Origin of the sequence: Mesorhizobium sp. WSM1293 (genome assembly GCF_000513875.1) — a bacterium.
Taxonomy (GTDB): Bacteria; Pseudomonadota; Alphaproteobacteria; order Rhizobiales; family Rhizobiaceae; genus Mesorhizobium; species Mesorhizobium ciceri.
The window spans coordinates 19,589-36,728 of record NZ_AZUV01000040.1; the positions used below are offsets into that span (position 1 = coordinate 19,589).

General features: G+C 63.4%; 15 protein-coding genes. 6 read left to right on the plus strand and 9 right to left on the minus strand.

What is annotated here, in order from left to right; all coding sequences use genetic code 11:
• Window positions 1–28: 28 nt before the first annotated feature.
• Window positions 29–4,843 carry an NAD-glutamate dehydrogenase gene (locus M729_RS0129510; RefSeq protein WP_027163689.1) on the minus strand — a complete coding sequence of 1,605 codons (4,815 nt, stop codon included), beginning with the start codon at window positions 4,841–4,843 and terminating at the stop codon, window positions 29–31.
• A gap of 136 nt (window positions 4,844–4,979) precedes the next feature.
• Between M729_RS0129510 and M729_RS0129515 the strand changes: the two genes are divergently transcribed.
• A complete protein-coding gene (locus M729_RS0129515) occupies window positions 4,980–5,543 on the plus strand; it encodes a peroxidase-related enzyme (protein ID WP_027163690.1) in 564 nt (187 codons plus the stop codon).
• Between the two features lie 138 nt (window positions 5,544–5,681).
• On the plus strand, window positions 5,682–6,005 hold the full coding sequence (locus M729_RS0129520) for a hypothetical protein (RefSeq protein WP_013529006.1): 324 nt from the start codon (window positions 5,682–5,684) through the stop codon (window positions 6,003–6,005).
• Between the two features lie 9 nt (window positions 6,006–6,014).
• On the opposite strand, the gene M729_RS0129525 is transcribed toward M729_RS0129520, so the two are convergent.
• On the minus strand, window positions 6,015–6,629 hold the full coding sequence (locus M729_RS0129525; RefSeq protein ID WP_024504201.1) for a LysE family translocator: 615 nt from the start codon (window positions 6,627–6,629) through the stop codon (window positions 6,015–6,017).
• Window positions 6,630–7,023: 394 nt separating this feature from the next.
• Between M729_RS0129525 and M729_RS0129530 the strand changes: the two genes are divergently transcribed.
• Window positions 7,024–7,650: a DUF1062 domain-containing protein gene (locus M729_RS0129530; RefSeq protein WP_027163691.1), complete on the plus strand. Its 627-nt coding sequence runs from the start codon at window positions 7,024–7,026 to the stop codon at window positions 7,648–7,650.
• A 60-nt stretch (window positions 7,651–7,710) separates the two neighbouring features.
• On the opposite strand, the gene typA is transcribed toward M729_RS0129530, so the two are convergent.
• Complete coding sequence (typA, locus tag M729_RS0129535) at window positions 7,711–9,540, minus strand: translational GTPase TypA (RefSeq protein ID WP_013529003.1); 1,830 nt, start codon at window positions 9,538–9,540, stop codon at window positions 7,711–7,713.
• A 197-nt stretch (window positions 9,541–9,737) separates the two neighbouring features.
• On the opposite strand from typA, the gene M729_RS0129540 reads away from it, so the two are divergent.
• Window positions 9,738–10,019 (plus strand): hypothetical protein, encoded by a 282-nt coding sequence (locus M729_RS0129540; protein ID WP_244506871.1) that lies wholly within the window; start codon window positions 9,738–9,740, stop codon window positions 10,017–10,019.
• 46 nt (window positions 10,020–10,065) lie between these two features.
• Here the strand turns inward: M729_RS0129540 and M729_RS0129545 are convergent, their stop codons facing one another.
• Together M729_RS0129545 and M729_RS0129550 are read right to left on the minus strand one after the other, a co-directional pair.
• Window positions 10,066–11,640 carry an alkaline phosphatase gene (locus tag M729_RS0129545; protein ID WP_027163692.1) on the minus strand — a complete coding sequence of 525 codons (1,575 nt, stop codon included), beginning with the start codon at window positions 11,638–11,640 and terminating at the stop codon, window positions 10,066–10,068.
• 180 nt (window positions 11,641–11,820) lie between these two features.
• Window positions 11,821–13,104 carry an MFS transporter gene (locus M729_RS0129550; protein WP_024504198.1) on the minus strand — a complete coding sequence of 428 codons (1,284 nt, stop codon included), beginning with the start codon at window positions 13,102–13,104 and terminating at the stop codon, window positions 11,821–11,823.
• Between the two features lie 74 nt (window positions 13,105–13,178).
• Here M729_RS0129550 and M729_RS0129555 point away from each other — a divergent pair, with 74 nt between their 5' ends.
• Together M729_RS0129555 and M729_RS0129560 are read left to right on the plus strand one after the other, a co-directional pair.
• Window positions 13,179–13,796 (plus strand): TetR/AcrR family transcriptional regulator, encoded by a 618-nt coding sequence (locus tag M729_RS0129555; RefSeq protein ID WP_013528999.1) that lies wholly within the window; start codon window positions 13,179–13,181, stop codon window positions 13,794–13,796.
• 45 nt (window positions 13,797–13,841) lie between these two features.
• Window positions 13,842–14,435 carry a hypothetical protein gene (locus tag M729_RS0129560; protein ID WP_027163693.1) on the plus strand — a complete coding sequence of 198 codons (594 nt, stop codon included), beginning with the start codon at window positions 13,842–13,844 and terminating at the stop codon, window positions 14,433–14,435.
• 9 nt (window positions 14,436–14,444) lie between these two features.
• On the opposite strand, the gene ppa is transcribed toward M729_RS0129560, so the two are convergent.
• The 4 genes from ppa to M729_RS0129580 all read right to left on the minus strand — a co-directional run.
• Window positions 14,445–14,978, minus strand: coding sequence for an inorganic diphosphatase (gene ppa, locus M729_RS0129565; RefSeq protein ID WP_013528997.1), 534 nt, complete (start codon window positions 14,976–14,978; stop codon window positions 14,445–14,447).
• A gap of 112 nt (window positions 14,979–15,090) precedes the next feature.
• A complete protein-coding gene (locus tag M729_RS0129570; protein ID WP_027163694.1) occupies window positions 15,091–15,597 on the minus strand; it encodes a GNAT family N-acetyltransferase in 507 nt (168 codons plus the stop codon).
• Window positions 15,598–15,715: 118 nt separating this feature from the next.
• On the minus strand, window positions 15,716–16,354 hold the full coding sequence (locus tag M729_RS0129575) for a TPM domain-containing protein (RefSeq protein WP_027163695.1): 639 nt from the start codon (window positions 16,352–16,354) through the stop codon (window positions 15,716–15,718).
• Between the two features lie 8 nt (window positions 16,355–16,362).
• The coding region (locus M729_RS0129580) for a YgcG family protein (RefSeq protein ID WP_027163696.1) at window positions 16,363–17,140 on the minus strand (778 nt) is incomplete at its 5' end.

The following is a 17,140-nucleotide window of genomic DNA, read 5'->3' on the forward strand; positions in this document are numbered from 1 at the left end:
GACAATGCGTGTGGCAATCATCGACGGTTCACATCCCCGTCAGATCGCTCATCAGCCCCGACGCCACCGACAGCCGCGACACGGTGATGTCGCCGCCCTCGGTCAACGCCTGCAGCCGCTCGCGGATGCGCGCCACCCGCTCGCCGCCGGCGTCCAGCCAGGCAGCCACCGGATCGGCCGTCTTGGCGTGGCCGGTGAGCGCCGCCACCGCGATGCCGCGCCGTGCCGCATCGATCGTGTCGGTGGCGCGCGAAAGCGCCAGCTGATCGTAGTAGTCCGATGGCGTGATCGAGCGTGCGGCATCCTCGACACGCGGAATGCGGAAGGCATCGCTGACGGCGAAGAACGCCTTGGCCGCGGCGACGATATCGGCGCCGGCGGTGCGCGCCGTCAGCGCGATGTCGGGGATGAGTTCCGCCACCTCGCTCAGTGCCAGCTGCCCGGCCAAGCTTTCCGGCGCGCCGGCCTTGAACAGCCCATGCCGCTTCTCCTCGATGCGCTCGCGTGAAAAGGCCGGCAGCAGCGAAACGAGCTTGGGCTCCAGCGCCTTGCGGGCTTCCTGCAACTCGGCAATGCGCTGGCTGAGGGGTGCCGTGCCGGCATCGTTCTTCAGATACCAGCCGCTGGTCACATAGATCAGCCGGCTGACCATCTGATAGAGATCGAGCTGCACCTGGCCGTCGATCTGGTTGTCGAGCGCGTCGATCTCGCGATAGAGCGCCGGCAAGGCAAAACCGTCACGCACCACCGCGAAGGTCCGCACCACGTCGGCGGCGGTGCGCCCGGTGGCCTCCTGCAGCCGGTTGACGAAGGACGGGCCGCCGCGATTGACCAGATCGTTGGCGACGACCCGTGTGATGATCTCGCGGCGCAGCCTGTGGCCATGGATCTCGGCGGCATATTTCTTCGCCATCTGGTCGGGAAAATAGCCCATCAGGTCGCGGTCGAAATGCGCGTCATCAGGCACGTCGCTGGCGACGATGTCGGAAAACAGCACAATCTTGGCATAGGCGAGCAGCACGCCGAGTTCGGCTCTGGTCATCGGTTCGCCACGCGCTTCGCGCTCGGCCAGCGCTGCCGGCGACGGCAGCGTCTCGACGGCACGGTCGAGCAGGCCGCGCGCCTCCAGCGCTGTCATGAAACGGCTCTGATGCGCGATGTCGGCGAGGCCACGCTTGCGGGCGATCGAAAGCGCCAGCGTCTGCTGGTAGTTGTTGGACAGCACCAGCGAGCCGACCTCCTCGGTCATCTCGGCCAGCAGCTTGTTGCGTGCCGGGCGTGTCAACGATCCCTTGCGCATGGCGGAAGCCAGCGCGATCTTGATGTTGACCTCCACGTCGGAGCAGTTGACGCCGCCCGAATTGTCGATGGCGTCGGAGTTGCAGCGGCCGCCATTCATGCCGAACTCGATGCGCGCCCGCTGCGTGACGCCGAGATTGGCGCCCTCGCCGATCACTTTCGCCCGGACGTCGAGCGCGGTGATGCGAATGGCATCGTTGGCGCGGTCGCCGACCTCGGCATTGGTCTCGGTCGATGCCCTGAGATACGTGCCGATGCCGCCGAACCACAGAAGATCGACCGGCGCTTTGAGGATGGCGGTCATGATCTCGACCGGCGTGGCGGTGGTCTTGGCCAGGCCGATCGCCGCCGCCGCCGCCGCCGGCAAGGTGATCGATTTCTGGTTGCGCGAGACGATGATGCCGCCTTCCGACAGTTTCGTCTTGTCGTAGTCCTGCCAGCTCGAACGCGGCAGCGCGAACATGCGCTCGCGCTCGGCCATCGAGGCTGCCATGTCGGGATCGGGATCGATGAAGATGTCGCGATGGTCGAAGGCCGCGATCAGCCGGGTTTTCGGGGACAAAAGCATGCCGTTGCCGAACACGTCGCCCGACATGTCGCCGACCCCAACGACGGTGAAGGACGAGGTCTGGATGTCGCGGTTGATCTCGCGGAAATGCCGCTTGACCGCTTCCCAGGCGCCCTTGGCGGTGATGCCCATCTTCTTGTGGTCATAGCCGGCCGAGCCGCCGCTGGCGAAGGCGTCGTCGAGCCAGAAGCCGTGCTTCTCCGAGATCGCGTTAGCGGTATCGGAGAAGGTCGCCGTGCCCTTGTCGGCGGCAACGACGAAATACGGATCGTCCGGGTCGCGTCTGATAACGCCGGCCGGCGGGATGACGCCGTCGAGGCCGATATTGTCGGTGATCGACAGCAGGCTGGAGACGAAGTTCTTGTAGGCCGAAGTACCGGCCTCGAAGATCGCGTCGCGGCCGGCGCTCATCGGCAGCTTCTTCGGATAGAAGCCGCCCTTGGCGCCCACCGGCACGATGACGGCATTCTTGACCTGCTGTGCCTTGACCAGGCCGAGCACCTCGGTGCGGTAGTCCTGGGCGCGGTCGGACCAGCGCAAGCCACCGCGCGCCACCGGACCGAAGCGCAGATGCAGACCTTCGACCTCGGAGCCGTAGACGAAGATCTCCCGCCACGGCCGCGGCGCCGGCAAGCCCTCGACCGCGTGCGAGTCCAGCTTGATCGCCAGCGACTGGCCCTTTTCTTTCGTATCGGCAACGAAATGATTGGTGCGCAGCGTGGCTTCGATCAGATTGAGGTAGCGCCGGATGATGGTGTCGTCGTCGATGTTCGGCACATCCTCCAACGCATCCTTGATCTTGGCCTTGAGATGCTTTGCGGCCACCACGCCTTCGGTCTCGGCTGTCGGACCAAGCCGGGCGATGAACAGCGCATGCAGGCCACGCGCTATGTCGGGATAGCGGTTGAGCGCGGCGGCGATGAAATCCTGGCTTTGCGGAATGCCGACCTGCTGCAGATAACGGCCATAGGCGCGCAGGATGGTGATCTCGCCAGACCACAGGCCGGCGGTCTGGGCGAGGCCGTTATAGCCGTCATTGTCGACGTCGCCGCGCCAGACAGAGAGGAACGCATCTTCGAACAGCGCGCCGCCATCGGTCAGGTCGATCGGCTGGCCGTAGCTGTTCTCAAGCTCCATGTCATGAATAAAGACTAAGCCGGGCCGATCACTATTGATCGTGCCGACCTGGTCGTCGCCGACCTCGAAAGTGCGCTCGCTGATGACGCGGAAGCCGATGTTTTCCAGCACCGGCACGCGGCGCGACAGCGCCACCGGGCTGCCATGGTGATAGATTTTCAGCGATGCCTGGTGCGGCTTCTGCTCGGCATGGCGATAATAGTCGATGGCGATCGGATTGCCGGCGCTGATCTTGGCAATGCGCCCGGCATCGGCCAGCGCCACCGCCGCGCTGAACGAATCGCGGTAGCTTTCCGGCAGCCGCGCGGCAATCGCCTTCAAAGCCTGGTCGCCGCCACTGGCCTCGGCCGCATCGGAAAGGGCGTCCTCCCAGGTACGCACGATGTCGCGGATCGCCGCCTCTATCGTCGCTTGCTCGACCTTCGGCGTCTTGCCGCCGGAGCGGCCGATGATGAAGTGCACGCGCGCCAGCCCGCCCTCGGGAAAGGCCGGGTAGTAGGCCGACAGCCGGCCTTCGAATACGGTTTTCAGATAGGAGCCAATCTTCTCGCGCACGACGCTGTCGTAACGGTCGCGCGGCACGAAGACGAGGATTGAGACGAAACGGTCGAACTGGTCGGCGCGCACCAGCGCCCGCACGCGTGGCCGCTCGACCAGGCCCAGAATGGCGGCGGCATGCTTTCTCAGGACCGGCACGGGCACCTGGAACAGTTCGTCGCGCGGATAGCTCTCCAAAACGTTGATCAGCGCCTTGCCGGAGTGATCGTGCCTGTCGAAGCCGGACTTGGCGATGATGGTTTCGGCTTTTGACCTCAGATACGGGATCTTCATCACCGAGCGCGTGTAGGCGGTCGAGGTGAACAGGCCGACGATGCGCAATTCGCCCGCGAGTGTACCCTTGGCGGTGTAGGTCTTGATGCCGATGTAATCGAGATAGATGCGGCGGTGCACGGACGACTTGGCATTGGCCTTGGTGACGATCAGCGGCTCCGGCCCATGCAGGAAGGCGCGGATCTCCGGCGTCGTCGTTACCGCTTCGGTGCCCCGCCTGAGCACCAGCACGTCGGGATCGGACAGGATGCCGAGGCCAGGCTTTTCAGCGCGCTCCAGCGTGCCGCTTTCCTCGCCGCCGGTGTATTTGAACTCGCGCATGCCAAGGAAGGTGAAATTGTCGTCGCGCAGCCACTCCAGGAAGGCGAGGGCCTCGGCAACGCTCTTCTTGTCGAGCGGCACGGCCGTATAGCGGAATTCCGAGATCGCCTGATCGAGGCGGGCCAGCATTGGCCTCCAGTCGTGAACGGCGGCATGAACCTGGCCAAGGATCTTGCGCAGCCGCTCGCTCAATCCGCTGGCCTGCTCGGATGTCAGCCGCGGGATGTGGACATGGATGACGCTCAGCCGGTCGTGGCTGCCATCGTCCTTGGCGAAATTGCCGTCGCCGAGGATTTCTTCCACGCCGCCCTTGCCGTGGCGCACCACGATAACCGGATGGGTGACCAGGGTCGGTTCGCCCGATGTCTCGGTGATCTCGCCGAGGATGGAATCGAACAGGAACGGCATGTTGTCGTTGACGACCGTGACAACCGTCATCGGGCGGCCGTCTCGCACAACGCCCGAATCGGCATCGACGGCGACGACGCACTCGCCTTTCCTGTGAGTGGCGACTGCCTGGCCGGCGAGATCGGCAGCCCGCTCCAGGTCGGCCACATCGTAGGGAGCAATGTCTTCAGCTGGCGCGCGGGCGAGCAGATAGTCTGCAAGCCTGGCTGGCCTTTCCTCCGCTTTAAGCGCTGCCGTGGCTTTTTTCTTCGGCTTGCTCGCGGATTTCACGCTGGCCATGACGCACGTCCCTCCCGTCGAATGCTTTTACGACTATGGTAGCAGATGACCGCTGTTTGGCGACAAAGGTTTGACGGCTTGCCAAGAATTATCGGAATTTGGCGACAAGATGCCGCGCAACGAGGAGAAATGACCCATGACCGGCAAAATCAGCGCGCTTGATCTTGGCCAGGGAGAGCTGAGCGAGGCGACAAAAACCTATTTCGCCAAATGCGAGGAGAAGCTCGGCCTCGTCCCCAACGTGCTCAGGGCCTATGCCTTCGACGACAAGAAGCTGCGCGCCTTCACCGACATGTACAACGATTTGATGCTGGGTGAGTCCGGCCTGTCGAAGCTGGAGCGCGAAATGATCGCGGTCGCCGTCTCCTCGATCAATCATTGCTACTATTGCCTGACCGCGCACGGCGCGGCGGTGCGCCAGCTCTCCGGCGACCCGCCGCTCGGCGAAATGATGGTGATGAATTTCCGCGCCGCCGATCTTTCGCCCAGGCAGACGGCAATGCTCGAATTCGCCGTCAAGCTGACGCAAGAGCCGGCCAAGATCGTCGAGGCCGACCGGGCCGCGCTGCGTCAGGCCGGCTTCACCGATCGCGACATCTGGGATATCGCCTCGACCGCTGCCTTCTTCAACATGTCGAACCGAGTGGCTGCGGGAATCGATATGCGGCCGAACGACGAATACCACGCCATGGCAAGGTGACGGATTGCGGCAGGGGCCAGACCGGGGCGTTATATTAGCAGTGTCGCATTCTCGTTGCTTGTTTGCCGGTTTGGTCCGATGATCGGCAGGCGGCATGACCGCATGCCGGTTCGATGCCGCTCACCAAGGGAGGAGAACATGGCGAAGTATCTCTACGTCTATCATGGCTCGGGCAAGATGCCGACCGACGAGGCCGAGCGGAAGGCCGCAATGGACGCCTGGAACGGCTGGTACGGCAAGCTCGGCTCGGCCGTGGTCGACGGCGGCAATCCGGTCGGCATGTCGAAGATGGTGCTGCCCGGCGGCAAGGTCGAGAACAATGGCGGCAGCAATCCGGCCGCCGGCTACACGATCGTCGAAGCGAAAGACATCGACGATGCCGTCGCCAAGGCCAAGGACTGCCCGATCCTGATGAACCCGGCCTTCAGCGTCGAGATCGCGCCGATCATTGAAGTGATGTGACGCGCCGGCTCAGGACCGCGTCGCTATGGCGGCCGCCGCACCGGCCATCGTCGTGGCGCTGATGCGATTGGCGATCTTCATGGCGCGCTTGCTCTTCAAAAGCTTGCGCGCCTGTGATGCGGCGAGCACCCAGGCGAGATCGATGGCGACCAGCACCACGGCCATGGTCGCCGTCAGCTCGACCCAGCCGACGATGCTGACCGAAGCGAGGTCGATGATGGTCGGCAGCAGCGCCAGGTAGAACATCATGATCTTGGGATTGCCGAGCGTCACCGCCATGCCGGCGAAGAACAGTTTTATCGCCGAATCCTCGCGCGGCATCTCGCCCTCTTTTGCATCGACAGGCGCGGTCCACATCTTCCAGGCGAGGTAAGCGAGATAGGCAACGCCGACCCATTTCACCACGACGAAGGCGAAATGGAAGGTCTGCGCCACGACAGCCAGCCCGAACACCGCCAGCGATAGCCAGATGCCCTCGCCGATCCACATGGCGAGCAGGAACGGGAACACGTCGCGAAACCCTTTCGAGATGACGCGGGCGACAAGCGCCGCGATCGATGGCCCAGGCGAGCCCGCGGCAACGAACAGAGCGGCGGCGAAAATCAGGAGCGAGGTGGGGTGCATAACCGGGTCTCTGGTTGAAAACCTTCGATTTCGGATATTAACGCAAGTGGCTCGGCTGCGGTAGCACCGACAAAAGACCCTTGTCGGTCCGGCATGTCGCGGCTAGAAAGGCCATCGCGAAACAATTTTGAGCTTCACTTTGCCTACGTAACCGCCGGTCTCGCCAACTCCCCCGACACACTGCATGACACCGCATTTGCGGTATCTGTTTTCATTTTCATGTGTTCTTCTGGGCGGCGGTTCGAGACCGGTTTGGCACTGCTGAACCGTTGTTGCGCGCTGCCGCCCGTGACATCCGATTTCCAATCATAGCAAGCGACCGCCACGCCGCGCCCGCATGGGCATCTCGACATCGCCGGCCTGATGAACTTCCCGACGGGAAGGGCTTATCGGCATGTCTGGACTTCTGCGTATCCACTGGGCAATCGCACCCCAGACCGCACCTCGACCGCTCATCAATTGCAACCGCTGCAGCACCGTGAGGGCCTATTGCAGCAGCGGAAAGTTCCGCGTCAACGCCAATGGCAAACGCATCGACGTGTGGCTGATCTATCGCTGCATCGACTGCGACAATTCCTGGAATTTCGGCATTTTCGAACGCTGCAACCGCCGCGACATCGACCCGGCGCTGCTGGCGGCGCTCGAAAGCAACGATCCTGCACTCGCTCACCGTCATGCCTTCGATGCGGTGGCGTTGCGCAACCGGATCGGGCGCGTCGAGGAGTTCTCCGATGTCAGCGTTCGCAAGCGCAGGCTCGGCGACACCAGGGAAGCCGCGACCGTGTTGGAACTCCAGCTCGGGCTCGAAATGCCGACATCGCTGCGGCTCGACCGGCTGCTCGCAAGCGAACTCTGCATCTCGCGATCACGGCTTCAGGCGCTGGAGGAGAAGCGGCTGCTCATCGTTGACCCGGATGGAGCAAAGGCCCTGCGCAAGCCGGCCCGTGCGGGAAACACGATCCGCATCGATCTGGCCGGCGAGGCCGATCGGCAGGCCATCATCGCGGCTGCCGGTGGATGAACGAAAAAGGGGCGGAACACTGGTTGCTCCGCCCCTCTCGATTATCGGAAAACAGAGAGCTTACGCCGCGCCGACCACCTTGGACGACTTCTCGAACCGCTTGCGCTCGTTCGGATCGAGATAGAGCTTGCGCAGTCGAATGGTCTTCGGCGTCACTTCGACCAGCTCGTCGTCCTGGATCCAGGCCAGCGCGCGTTCCAGCGTCATGCGGATCGGCGGGGTCAGCTTGACCGCCTCGTCCTTGCCGGCGGCACGGATGTTGGTCAGCTTCTTGCCCTTGAGCACGTTCACTTCAAGGTCATTGTCGCGGCTATGGATGCCGATGATCATGCCCTGATACACCTTGACGCCCGGATCGATGACCATCGGGCCGCGATCTTCCAGGTTCCACATGGCGTAGGCGACCGATTCGCCCTGTTCGTTGGAAATCAGCACGCCATTGGTGCGGCCTGGCAGCTCGCCCTTGTAGGGCTCATAGGCATGGAAAAGCCGGTTCATCACGGCGGTGCCGCGCGTGTCGGTCAAAAGCTCCGACTGGTAGCCGATCAGGCCACGGGTCGGCGCATGGAAGACAATGCGCTGACGATTGCCGCCGGATGGGCGCAGTTCGACCATCTCGGCCTTGCGCTCGGACATCTTCTGCACGACGACGCCGGCATGCTCCTCGTCGACGTCGATGACGACTTCTTCGACCGGCTCCAGCAATTCGCCATTCTCGCCCTTCTGCATGACGACGCGCGGACGCGACACGGCGATTTCAAAGCCTTCGCGCCGCATCGTCTCGATCAGCACGGCCAGCTGCAATTCGCCGCGGCCGGAGACGAAGAACGAATCCTTGTCAGGCGATTCCTCGATCTTCAGCGCGACATTGCCTTCGGCTTCGCGCAGCAGGCGGTCGCGGATGACGCGGCTGGTCACCTTGTCGCCTTCGGTGCCGGCCAGCGGACTGTCGTTGACCAGGAACGACATGGTCACGGTCGGCGGATCGATCGGCTGCGCATGCAGCGGTTCGCTCACGCTCGGGTCGCAGAACGTGTCGGCGACGGTGCCCTTCGACAAGCCGGCAATGGCGACGATGTCGCCCGCCTGCGCTTCTTCGATCGGCTGGCGCTCAAGGCCGCGGAAGGCCAGGATCTTGGAAATACGGCCGGTTTCGATCTGAGTACCGTCATGGTGCAGCACCTTGACCGGCTGGTTGGCCTTCAGCGTGCCGCTCTCGATGCGGCCGGTGATGATGCGGCCGAGAAACGGATTGGCTTCCAGGATGGTGCCGATCATGCGGAACGGACCGGGATGAACGGTCGGCTCCGGCACATGCTTGATGACGAGGTCGAACAGCGGCGCCAACTGCTGGTCCTTCGGTCCTTCCGGATTTTCCGAAACCCAGCCATCGCGGCCTGAGCCGTACAGAATCGGGAAGTCGAGCTGCTCGTCGGTGGCGTCGAGCGCTGCGAAAAGGTCGAACACCTCGTTGACCACCTCGACATGACGGGCGTCCGGGCGATCGATCTTGTTGATGACGACGATCGGCTTCAGGCCGACCTTGAGCGCCTTGCCTACGACGAATTTGGTCTGCGGCATCGGCCCTTCGGCGGCATCGACCAGCACGATGGCTGAGTCGACCATCGACAGGATGCGTTCGACCTCGCCACCGAAATCGGCGTGGCCGGGGGTGTCGACGATGTTGATGCGGGTATCCTTCCAGTCGACCGAGGTCGCTTTGGCCAGGATGGTGATGCCGCGCTCCTTTTCGAGGTCGTTGGAATCCATGGCGCGCTCGGCCACGCGCTGATTGTCTCGGAAGGAGCCGGACTGCTTCAAAAGCTGGTCGACCAGGGTGGTCTTTCCATGGTCGACGTGCGCGATGATCGCGATATTACGGATTTTCATGTTCTGGTCTCGGAAGCGTTGCAGGCAGCAGGCCAAAAGGCGCTGCCTCTTTCGGTTGCGCGGCTCATACAGGGTTTTTCGCAGTTGCGAAAGAGGAGGCGCGTCACCAAATACTCATCAAATCTTAAGCATCTGCGTGTGAGATGATTTTGTTAACCAAGGCGGGAACCCTTCGGGGCCCGGGCAGTTCGAACATCATGACCGACAAACTCAACCGATTCTGGCCGCTCATCGCCTCTGTTGCCTTCGCCGTCCTGCTGGCGGCCAACGCCGCGCAGTCGGCCGCGACGACGAAGGAATCACGGCCTGCCTTGCCGTCAGAGGCACAGTCGGCCGAGCAGATTTTCGCCGACGCGCCCGACGGCGTCGACCCGGTGGTGACCGGCCCGGTCAGCGCCGCCTTCAAGCAGCGGCAGGACGCCGCCAACTGCGACAGCGCCGTCTGGCCGAATATCTCCATGGTCTGCTACCCGGACTAAGACATCGCGCGCCCTAGACGCGCGACACCTTTCCATCAGCGCGCGCTTATGCCGACCGTACCGGGTCGAGCGTCACCTTGTAGAGTTCATTGTCGTCGCGATCCATCAGCCGCACCGTCATCTGCTCGCTGGCGCCTGAAATATCGACCAGCCCGAAGAATTGCAGACCTGCCGACGGCGGTAGGTTCTGTCCCTGTTCGGCGGTCGGCGCCTTGATGAACTTCAGCTCCGGACCGAACGTCATGTCGAAATCGTTCGGCCCGAACGTTCCGGCATGGATCGGACCCGAAACGAATTCCCAGAACGGATTTAAATCCTGGAACTGCGCCTTGTCCGGGTTGTAATAATGCGCGGCCGTGTAATGCACGTCGGCGGTGAGCCAGACGGTGTTGCTGATGCCGGCATTCTTGATGAAGCGCAGCAGGTCGGCGATCTCGAGCTCACGCCCTTTTGGCAAGCCATTGTCGCCATTGCTGACTGCTTCGGCACCAACCTTCTTGGTGCCGTCGTCCCAGACGACGAGGCCGAGCGGCATGTCGGCGGCGATGATTTTCCAGGTCGCCTTCGAATTCGCCAGTTCGCGCTTCAGCCATTTCGTCTGCTGTTCGCCGAGCATGCGCGATTGCGGCGTCATCTCATCCTGCATGTCGGGACCATTGGGGCCGCGATAGGAGCGCATGTCGAGGAAGAACACGTCGAGCAGCGGCCCGTAGGCGATCTTGCGATACACGCGGCCGGGCTCGGAAGGTTCGTAGCGGATCGTCGTCATCTCGTGGAAAGCCCGCGCCGCACGGGCCGCCAGCACGTGGATGGATTTTTCCGTATAGCGGCTGTCGGCGCTGAGATCCTTCGAATCCGACCAGTTGTTCAGGACTTCATGGTCGTCCCACTGGTAGAAAGTCGGGCAGATGGCGCTGAGGCCGAGCACGTTCCTGTCCATCATGTTGTACTTCCACTGGTCCCGGTATTCGTCCAGCGTCTCGGCAACCTTGCGCTTGCCGTCGATCAGCACGACGTTCTTCCACTTGCCGCCGCCGGGCAGGTCGACCTCGTCCTTCATGGCGCCGTCGGCATAGATGGTGTCGCCCGAATGCAGGAAGAAGTCGGGCGTGTGCTTGCCGATCGTGGCGTAGGTCTTCATGCCGGTCTCATCGATGCCCCAGCCCTGGCCGGCGGTGTCGCCCGACCAGGCAAAGCGGATGTCGCGCTTCGAGGCCGGCGCCGTCCTGAAGCGCCCGGTGATCGGCTCGGAAACGGCGTTGATGTCGGCGAGATCGGCTGCCGTCATGCGATAGAAGATATCCTGGTCCGAAGCGAGGTCGGTGAGCAGCCGCTTGACGGTGTAGTCGCTGGCCGGCGACGTATCGAGCGGCGCCAGGCGTGTCGCATTGGCGAAATTCTCCGTCGACGACACTTCGAACATGACGCGCGACGGGCGATCGGTGCGCGTCCACACCATGCCGCTGGTTGCGTCGACATCGCCGGACTGGACGCCATGGGTGAAGGCCGGCCGCTGACTGGCGCGCGAATAGTAGGGCAGCGCCAGGCTCGAGACGCCGGCCAGGCCAACGGCGCTGGCGGAGGTGACGAAAGCGCGGCGAGTCATCGAAAGCTTGTTCACGGCTGTCTCCTGGATGGCTTGAACGGTGCCACCAAAATCCAGCGTCAATGTTTCAGGGACATCTCGGGATCATGAAGTTTTTCTGACGATCAACAGGCGGGTGGGCGTTTGCGCGAACGGCGAAGCTGCCGATCTTCCTCCGTGTGGGGGAGATGGCAGCTTGGCCGGTAGCGTCTCTCCCTACGCCGCCTGCGGCTCCGGCTCGAATGCCGGCTTGCTGGTGTTGATCAGCAGCGAGATACAGGCAGCGGCTATTGCCGTCATGCCGGCGATCAGGAAGGCCAGTTCGTAATTGCCCTGCAACTCGCGCATGGTGCCACCGAAGGCGGCGGCGGTCGCCGCACCGATCTGGTGGCCGGCGACGATCCAGCCGAACACGATCGGCCCACTGCGATCGCCGAACGCCTCATTGGCGAGCCTCAGAGTCGGGGGCACGGTGGCGATCCAGTCGAGACCGTAGAGCACGGCGAAGATGATCAGGCTGGTCGCTGAGAAGCCGGAATAGGGCAGGTAGATCAGCGACAGGCCACGGATGCCGTAATAGACGCCGAGCAGCTTGCGCGGGTCGAAACGGTCGGTGAGCCAGCCCGACAATGTCGTGCCGATCAGATCGAAAATGCCCATCATCGACAGCAGGCCGGCGGCCTGCACCTCGCCGATGCCCATGTCGCCGCAAAACGCGATCAGATGCGTGCCGACCAGCCCGTTGGTGGTGAAGCCGCAGACGAAGAAGGTGGCGAACAGATACCAGAACACCCGCGTTCCGGCGGCACGGCGCAGCGTCGAGAAGGTATGCGCCAGAAAGTTGCCCTGTGACGCAGGCGGCGTCGGCGGCACATCGTCAGCCTCGGCGCCATAGCGCACCATGCCGATCGATGCCGGCCGCTCCGGCACCAGCAGCCAGACCAGCGGTATCAGGGCAGCGGTCGCGATCGCGACCGCAATGACAACCGGCTGCCAGCCGCCCGACTGTGCCAGAGCGGCGATCAGCGGCAGGAACACCAGCATGCCCGAGGCACTGGAGGCCGACATCAATCCCATGACAAGGCCGCGATTGGTCTTGAACCAGCGATTGACGATGGTCGCGCCGAGCACGCTGGCGACGGCACCGGAACCAATGCCCGAGAACACGCCCCAGGTGATGAACAGATGCCACGGCTTGGTCATCAGCAGGCTGAGCATGGTCGAGCCCGACATCACCACCAGCGAGGCGAGCAGCGTGCGGCGCAGCCCGATGCGCTCCATCAGGGCTGCGGCAAATGGCCCCGTCAAACCGTAAAGCAGAATGCCGACACCGGCGGCCAGGGAGATGATGTCGCGGCGCCAGCCGAAACTGTTCTCGAGTGGCAGCATCATGACCGAGGGTGCGGAGCGCAGGCCAGCCGCGACCAGCAGGCTGAGGAAGATGACGCCGACCACGACGAAAGCGTAGCGCTGGCCAAAGGGGCGAGATTGAGTTATCATGTTACTGACCGGTACGTTGCAGGGTGGGAACATGTATACGTACCGATCGGTAACATTGTCAATCGAGTCACACGATGCCAACCGACAAAAATATTGAACTGACCATCAGCGACGGTCATGCATCCGCTCCGCCGAAAGCCGCCAAGAAGATCCTCGATGTGGCCTATGACCTGTTCTACCGGCGCGGCATCAGGGCGATCGGCGTCGACGAGATCGTCAAGCGTGCCGGCGTCACCAAGCCCAGCCTCTACCGCAGCTTTCCGTCCAAGGACGAACTGGCCGCTTCCTATCTCAGGCAATATGACCGTGAATACTGGGAGCGCTTCGACGAGGCGGTCGCCGCTCATCCCGGCGACCCGCGCGCTCAGATCAAGGCTTTCCTGACCCGCATCGGCAAGCGCACGCAGGTGGCGGACTATCGCGGCTGCGGCATGACCAATGCGGCGGTCGAATATCCCGACCACAGCCATCCGGCCCGCGTGGTCAGCGAGGCCAACAAGCAGGAACTGCGCCGCCGGCTGCGCGCCATGGCGGCTGCGATGGGCGCGCAAGACCCAGACACGCTCGGCGACGGCCTGCTGCTGCTGATCGAGGGCGCCTATATCAGCGGCCAGTTGTTCGGCCTCGGCGGTCCGGCGCAAGCGGTTGCCCGCAATGCCGACCTGCTGATCGAAGCCAGCTTGAAGAAATAGCGTTTGACGCTACGCTGCGGCGGCTTGAAACGGAGATTGACCGCCATGCGTGCCATTCTGATCCCGCTTGTCCTGGTCGGTCTCGGTCAGGCGGCGCAAGCCGACGGCATTTCCAGCGCCTACACCGATCTGGATTCGAAAACGGACTGCGTGACCTACGCGCAGGCAGAAGAAGGCGACGGCGACTGGGCCGAACTCGCCTGTTCAGGCTATCGCGGCTATCCCGTACTGATCGCCTATGACGACGCCCGTGAATCGCTGTTCTACGGTTTTCCGCCCGGCGGCGACATGACGACGGTCTGGGAAAGCTTTTCCGGCCTCAATTCGTCCGGAGCCAAAGTCGAATGGCGCATCGAAACCAAGGGCGACACGGCAGTGCCCTATGCCGTCATCCATCGCCGCTCGATCAGCAATCCCGAGGACGAGAAAAAGCCGACCGAGGTGCTGCTCGTCGCCAAGGTCGGCCAGATGGACGCCCGCGACGGCTGCACCGTCGGCCTGGTGCTGGCCACCGGCAATCCCGCCGCCAACGACCAGGCGCGCAAGCTTGCCGACGACAAGGCACGCACCTTCGCCTGCGGCAAGGACAGACACACCGTCATCGGCAAAGTGCCGGCCTTCGGCCGGGTCGACAACTGACCGGTCGGGCTACTTGCTCGCCTTGGCCCGCTCGATCGCGTCGACGATCATCTTCTTGGCGTATTTGGAATCGTGCCAGCCTTCGATCTTGACCCATTTGCCGGGCTCGAGATCCTTGTAGTGCTCGAAGAAGTGCTGCACCTGCTGGCGCGTAATGTCGGGCAGCTGAGTGTATTCGGTGACATTCTCGTAACGCAGCGTCAGTTTTGGCGACGGCACGGCGATGATCTTCTCATCCTGGCCGGCATTGTCTTCCATGATCAGCACGCCGATCGGCCGCACGTTGATGACGCAGCCCGGCACCAGCGCGCGCGTGTTGCAGACCAGCACGTCGATCGGATCGCCGTCGCCCGACAGCGTGTGCGGCACGAAGCCGTAATTGCCGGGGTAGCGCATCGAGGTGTGCAGGAAGCGGTCGACGAACAGCGTGCCGGCCTCCTTGTCCATCTCGTACTTGATCGGCTCGCCGCCGATCGGCACCTCGATGATGACGTTGACGTCCTCAGGCGGATTCTTTCCGCTGGCTATGGCTTCAATGCGCATGGCTTAAATCCCTCTCTCGATGGACGATCGATAGCGGGCGGCGCGTCATGGTGCAATGCGGCGAATGGTGCTGGGTGCGAATGGAACGCCCAATTGCCGAAAGGCCGGGTTGTCATTCCCAGACGAAAGCGACCTTCTTCAGCGCCCTCTGCTCGAAGATCTCGACGCCCTCGGCGACATCGCGGCCACCGGCGCCGGCATAGAAGGCAAGCGCGTTCTGGTTGTCCTCCAGCGCCCACACGACCATGCCTTTCAGCCCGTGATCGGCCAGCCGCGCCTTGGCCGCCGAAAACAGGCGGCTGCCGAGCCCGATGCCCTGATATTCCGGGCGCAGGTACAATTCGTAGATTTCGCCCTGCTGGCGCAGTTCACGGGCGCGGTTCTTGCCGATCGTCGCATAGCCGGCGATCTTGCCGCCGATTTCGACGACCAGAACGGTGGCGGCGCGGCGAATCGCATTCGCCCACCAGTCGGCGCCTCGACGGTTGATCATCGATGTCAGGGTCCGGTGCGGAATGATGCCGGAATAGGCGCCGCGCCAGGCTTCCAGATGCACCTCGGCGATGGCACTGGCATCGCGCGGGTCGGCTTTCCGGATGTCGATCGTCAGCGTATTCATGATTTGTTAACCATAAACCCGCATCGCCCGATTGCAAGGGTCCGGGCCGCCCGCCGACTGCTTTCTCACAGGCGATCACCGCGCTGGTGAGGGGCCTTCAAGACTTCTGTGGAAAGGCTCAAATCTCGACGAGATGGTCGTCGAGCTCGTTGCTGTCGCCCGCAGTGACCGGGAAATGCTCGGCCAGCACCGCACCCACCAACTCGATCGCCTTGACGAAGCCGTCGGCAAGCCGGTCGTCGCCGGCATGCGCGGTAAGGTCGCGTACGACGCCGTCCCAGACATGCTGGCCGACCTTGGCGTCGATACCCGAATCGGCGACCACCTCGGCATAGCGCTCGGCGATCGAGACGAAGACCAGCACGCCGGTGCGCGCCGTGGTGCGGTGGACGTTGCGGGCGAGGAACTGCTTGATCGCGTTGGCGTGCGCCGCCTGGTAGCGCAGCCGCCTCGGCACCAAGTGAATGCGCAGGCCGGGCAGCGCCCACAACAAGGCCAGCAGGCAGGCAAGCGCCAGGAGCTGGGCGAGGACGAAATGCGGCAGCCGGATCGACAGCCACCAGGCCTCCAGACCGTAGCCGACAGCCAGGCTGACGATCAGCATGCACACGGTCGCCATGAAGGCGGCCGGGAAGAAATAGCCGTCGCTGGCATGCGCCACGACACAGTAGATTTCGCCGTCGGTTTTCTCCTCGGCGGCGCGGATCGCGGTTGCGATGCGCTCATGATCCTGCGGGCTGATTGGTCGTGTTGCCATGATCTGTCTCACCAGCTTCCTGAAGAACCGCCACCACCGGACGAGCCGCCGCCACCGGAAAATCCGCCACCGCCGCTTGACCCCGAGGACCAGCCACTGCCCGAACCCGAAGACCAGCCGCCGCCCGACGATGAACCGGTTGTCCAGCCAGTGCCCGAGTACCCGCTCGGCCCGCGGCCATAACGAAACGTCATGCCCAGCCATTTGTACACGCCCGGCGACAGTTTCGTGCCGAACATCGGCGGCAGGAACGCCATCGCCATCCCGCCGAAGAACATCGTCGCCCACAGGATCAGGAACACGGCAAAGATCGGATCGATGGACGTGCCGTCATCGGCGGGATTGCGCTTGCCCCGCGCTTCCAGTTCTTCGGGATTGCCCTCCAGCACCATGACCATGTCATCGACGGCTTTGCTGATGCCGCCGGAGAAGTCCCCGGCGCGGAAGGCCGGCACCATGTCATTCTCGATGATGAGCTTGGTATGCAGGTCGGTCAGCGTGCCTTCCAGCCCATAGCCGACCTCGATGCGCATCTTGCGGTCGTTCGGGGCCACCAGCAGCAGGACGCCATTGTTTTCCTTCGCCTGGCCGAGCTTCCAGAAGCGGAACAGCCGGTTGGCGTAAGGCTCGATCTCCTCGCCATCGAGGCTGGGGATCGTTGCGACGACGATCTGGTCGGAACCTTTCGTCTCGAAGTCGGCGAGCTTCCGCGTCAGCGCCGTCTTGGTCGCGGCGTCGATGATGCCGGCATTGTCGACGACACGGCCGGTCAGCGCCGGCAGGTCG